The sequence below is a fragment of the Streptomyces sp. NPDC004838 genome (assembly GCF_053600955.1).
This window is the reverse complement of record NZ_JBSGAW010000072.1, coordinates 1-4,234: the sequence shown is the minus strand read 5'-3', so window position 1 is coordinate 4,234 and position 4,234 is coordinate 1. Positions and strand designations below refer to the sequence as shown.

The following is a 4,234-nucleotide window of genomic DNA, read 5'->3' as shown; positions in this document are numbered from 1 at the left end:
ATCGACGGCTCCACCGGGCAGCTCATCGGCTCCCCCCTCGGTCTCGGCACCACCGCGCTGGGCAGCATGGGGTGAACCGGGAACTCGGCCGCGGGGTCCTGGGATTGTCCCGGTGTCAGCCGTTGTCGGCGGGCTTTTCCTTCCCGCCGCCCCAGCCGACGTAGTCGTCGCCGTACGCGCCCTTGGCGGGCCTGCGGCGGCGCATCGGGGGCTCGACGCCGTCGGCGAGACGGCGGGCGGTGACCAGGAAGCCGGTGTGGCCGATCATCCGGTGGTCGGGGCGGACGGCGAGTCCTTCGACGTGCCAGTTCCGGATCATCGACTCCCACGGCTGGGGCTCGGCGAAGCAGCCGATCTCGCGGATGGACTCCACGGTCCGTGAGAGCTGTGTCGTGGTGGCGACGTAGCAGCAGAGGATGCCGCCGGGCACGAGCGCCTTGGAGACGGCCTCCAGGCACTCCCAGGGGGCGAGCATGTCCAGGATGACGCGGTCGACGTCCGCGTCCACCAGATTGTCCTGGAGATCGCCTACGGTCAGCTGCCACGCGGGGTGCGGGCCGCCGAAGTAGCGTTCCACGTTCTGCTGGGCGATCTCCGCGAAGTCCTGGCGGCGCTCGTACGAGTGCAGCATGCCGTGGTCGCCGATGGCGCGCAGCAGGAAGGCGCTGAGCGATCCGGAGCCCACTCCGGCCTCGACGACGCGCGCGCCGGCGAAGATGTCGGCGAAGGCCAGGATCTGCCCCGCGTCCTTGGGGTAGACCACGGCGGCGCCGCGGGGCATGGACAGGACGTAGTCGGGGAGCAGGGGGCGCAGCGCGAGGTAGGCGACGTTTCCCGTGGTTCGGACAACACTGCCCTCGGGAGTACCGATCAGCTCGTCGTGCGGGAAGGACCCTTTGTGGGTGTGGAAGTTCTTCCCGGCCTCGAGCGTGAACGTGTAGTGGCGTCCCTTGGGGTCGGTGAGCTGGACCTGGTCCCCGACCTTGAAGGGCCCGCGTCGGCGGGCGGCACCGGTCGGTTCGGACATGTGACCAGCCTACCGGCCCCTGCGTGCCCCACGGACCAGCGAGCCGGGGCCCATCCCTGGGCGGGTGGGACGTTGTCGGTGGGTGACCGGAAGGTTACTGCGGCCTCGCCATGGCCGCGACGAACGCCTTCTCGACGTCCGCCGTCGACAGAACCCCGTAGACCTCTCCCGTGTCCTCGACCACGAGGTACTCCGTCGCGGGTGTCGCCCGCAGTGTGTCGAGCAGTGGTTCTCCCGCCAGGTCGGCGGGGATCCTCATGCCGTCGGTGAGTTCTTGGGCGAGGCCGCTGACGGCGACCCAGGGGCGACGGTGTTCGGGCACTCCGACGATGGCCGTTTCGCGGACGAGGGCGGTGGGGTTGCCCTGGCCGTCGACGATGACGAGTGCGCGGGCTCCGGCCTCGTTGGCGCGGCGGAGGGCTTCGGAGAGGGGGGTGGCGGATTCGACGGGGACGGCGCGGCGGGTGAGGGTCCGGGCCGCCAGTTCGGGGAGGTGTTCGCGGAGGCGGGCCATACGGAGGCTGTTGCCGGCGCCGGTCCAGATGATCGCGGCGAGGATCGCGGCGAGCAGGGCGTCGGTGACGGTTTCCATGCCGCCGAGCGTCTGGGTGGGGTTGCCGAGGGCGCCGGTGTGGGTGAGGAGGGGGAGGCCGATCAGTACGGCGATGGCGAGTGCTCGTCCGACCCAGGCGGCTGCGACGGTGCCGCTCATGGGTTTGCCGGTGATCTTCCAGACGACGGCGCGCAGCATCCGGCCGCCGTCGAGCGGGAGGCCGGGGAGGAGGTTGAAGACGGCGACGATGAGGTTGGAGATCATCAGTCCGGCGAGGAGTACTCCGGGTACGGTGCCGGGCTCGACGGTCTGCATGGCGAGGTAGAAGACGCCCGCGAGGACGAGGGAGAGGAGGGGGCCGACGAAGGCGAGGACGAATTCGCGGCCGGGGGTCTCGGACTCCTTCTCGATTTCGGACACTCCGCCGAAGAACTGGAGCTGGATGCGCCGTACCGGCAGTTTGAAGCGGAGTGCGGCGACGGTGTGCGCCAGTTCGTGGACGAGTACGGAGGCGTAGAAGGCGACGGCGAAGAAGAGGGAGACGAGGTAGCTGAGTCCGCCGAGTTCCGGCAGGACCCGGTTGAGCTGTCCGCCGAAGACCCAGGTGATGAGCGCGGCGACGAGGAACCAGCTGGGTGCGACGTACACGGGCACGCCGAAGGGTCGGCCCATGAGGATTCCTCCGCCGGGGCCGTCGGGGCGCTGCCGTTTGCCGTCCTCGGGGGGCTTTCCTCCCGTGCCGGCCGACGCGCGTGAGCGCTCGCCTCTCGAGTCGTCCCTCGAGTCGTCCTGGTTCACGGGGTCCCTTCGTCGCGAGATCGTCGACCGGTCTCCGGCCCTCTCTCCGGTCCGGCCTCTGCTTCGATCATCTCTCGCCCGATCATGCAGTGCGCGGGCCTCTGTGGTCGATGGTATTGCGCTCGCTGTCAGTGGCGGGTCGTAGGGTCTGCGTCATGAGTACGAGTCAGGAGCCTTCGCCGGGTGCCGTGCCGATGTCGCTGTCGCCTTCGCGGGCCGGTGATTTCATGCAGTGCCCGCTGCTGTACCGGTTCCGGGTGATCGACAGGCTTCCGGAGAAGCCGAGTGAGGCGGCCACCCGGGGGACGCTGGTGCACGCGGTGCTGGAGCGGCTCTTCGACGCTCCGGCCGCGGAACGTACGCCGCCGGCCGCGAAGTCGCTGATTCCGGGCCAGTGGGAGCGGCTGGTGGAGTCGCGGCCCGAGTTGGGTGAGCTGTTCGCGGGGGATGAGGGCGGTGAGCGGCTGTCACGATGGCTGGGTGAGGCCGAGGCGCTGGTGGAGCGGTGGTTCTCGCTGGAGGATCCGACACGGCTGGAGCCGGCCGAGCGGGAGATGTTCGTCGAGACGGAGCTGGATTCCGGCCTGCGGCTCCGTGGGGTCATCGACCGGGTGGATGTGGCGCCGACCGGTGAGGTGCGGATCGTCGACTACAAGACGGGGAAGGCTCCGCGCCCGGAGTACAGCGAGGGCGCGCTGTTCCAGATGAAGTTCTACGCGCTGGTGATCTGGCGGCTGAAGAAGGTGGTGCCTCGCCGGCTGCAGCTGGTGTATCTGGGCAGCGGTGATGTGCTGACGTACGACCCGGTGCCGGCGGATCTGGAGCGGGTGGAGCGCAAGCTGCTGGCGCTGTGGGAGGCGATCAGGGCGGCTACGGAGTCGGGGGACTGGCGGCCTCGGCCGACGAAACTGTGCGGTTGGTGTGATCACCAGGCGATGTGTCCGGAATTCGGCGGCACTCCCCCCGTCTACCCGCTGAGCGTTTCCCCGGCCGCTTCGCCCGAAGACGGTCAGGGCAGAATGGGCCGGGACCGAGTGTGAGGAGTTCCTGTGGCTATCCGCGTCCTGCTGGTCGATGACCAGCCGCTGCTGCGTACCGGGTTTCGGATGATTCTGGAGGCGGAGCAGGACATCGCGGTCGTCGGCGAGGCCGGGGACGGCCTGCAGGCGCTCGATCAGGTGCGGGCCCTCCAGCCCGATGTGGTGCTGATGGACATCCGGATGCCGCGGATGGACGGGGTCGAGGCGACGCGGCAGATCACGGGGCCGGGACGGGACGGTCCGGCGAAGGTGCTGGTGCTGACGACGTTCGATCTGGACGAGTACGTGGTGGAGGCGCTGCGGGCGGGGGCGAGTGGCTTTCTGCTGAAGGACGCTCCGGCCAATGAGCTGGTGCAGGCGATCCGGGTGGTCGCGGCGGGCGAGGCGATGCTCGCGCCGAGTATCACGCGCAGGCTGTTGGACAAGTACGCGGGGCATCTGCCGTCGGGTGAGGAGCAGGTTCCGGACACGCTGCACACGCTGACCGAGCGTGAGGTGGAGGTGCTGAAGCTGGTGGCCCGTGGTCTGTCGAATGCCGAGATCGCGGCGGATCTGTTCGTCAGTGAGACGACGGTGAAGACGCATGTGGGTCATGTGCTGACCAAGCTGGGGCTGCGTGACCGGGTGCAGGCCGCGGTGTACGCGTACGAGAGCGGGCTGGTGCGGCCGGGCGCGCAGTGAGGCGGTCGGACACGGTGCGGTGACGGCATTCGCCGGGCCGGGCCTGTGGTGGATTGGATGAGCGAGCGGCGGCGGGCTGGCCAGCGGGCTCAGCAACCGGTAACGCCCGGCTATCAGTTGATTCTCGGGCACGCG

The 4,234-nt window shown here is 69.5% G+C and carries 4 protein-coding genes; 2 read left to right on the top strand and 2 right to left on the bottom strand.

Annotation, left to right across the window (positions count from 1 at the left end):
- Positions 1-115 precede the first annotated feature (115 nt).
- Together ACWEFL_RS36045 and ACWEFL_RS36040 are read right to left on the bottom strand one after the other, a co-directional pair.
- The gene (locus ACWEFL_RS36045) at positions 116-1,027 is read right to left on the bottom strand and encodes a tRNA (adenine-N1)-methyltransferase (protein WP_451721333.1); all 912 of its coding nucleotides are present in this window, start codon (positions 1,025-1,027) and stop codon (positions 116-118) included.
- Positions 1,028-1,121: 94 nt separating this feature from the next.
- On the bottom strand, positions 1,122-2,378 hold the full coding sequence (locus ACWEFL_RS36040; protein WP_451721331.1) for a site-2 protease family protein: 1,257 nt from the start codon (positions 2,376-2,378) through the stop codon (positions 1,122-1,124).
- Positions 2,379-2,533: 155 nt separating this feature from the next.
- Here ACWEFL_RS36040 and ACWEFL_RS36035 point away from each other — a divergent pair, with 155 nt between their 5' ends.
- Together ACWEFL_RS36035 and ACWEFL_RS36030 are read left to right on the top strand one after the other, a co-directional pair.
- Complete coding sequence (locus ACWEFL_RS36035; RefSeq protein WP_451721329.1) at positions 2,534-3,418, top strand: RecB family exonuclease; 885 nt, start codon at positions 2,534-2,536, stop codon at positions 3,416-3,418.
- 9 nt (positions 3,419-3,427) lie between these two features.
- Positions 3,428-4,099, top strand: coding sequence for a response regulator (locus ACWEFL_RS36030; RefSeq protein ID WP_451721327.1), 672 nt, complete (start codon positions 3,428-3,430; stop codon positions 4,097-4,099).
- Positions 4,100-4,234: the final 135 nt, after the last annotated feature.

Coding starts and splice junctions, on each gene's coding strand:
- ACWEFL_RS36045 (WP_451721333.1), bottom strand. CDS start 1,027: ATGTCCGAACCGACCGGTGCCGCCCGCCGACGCGGGCCCTTCAAGGTC.
- ACWEFL_RS36035 (WP_451721329.1), top strand. CDS start 2,534: ATGAGTACGAGTCAGGAGCCTTCGCCGGGTGCCGTGCCGATGTCGCTG.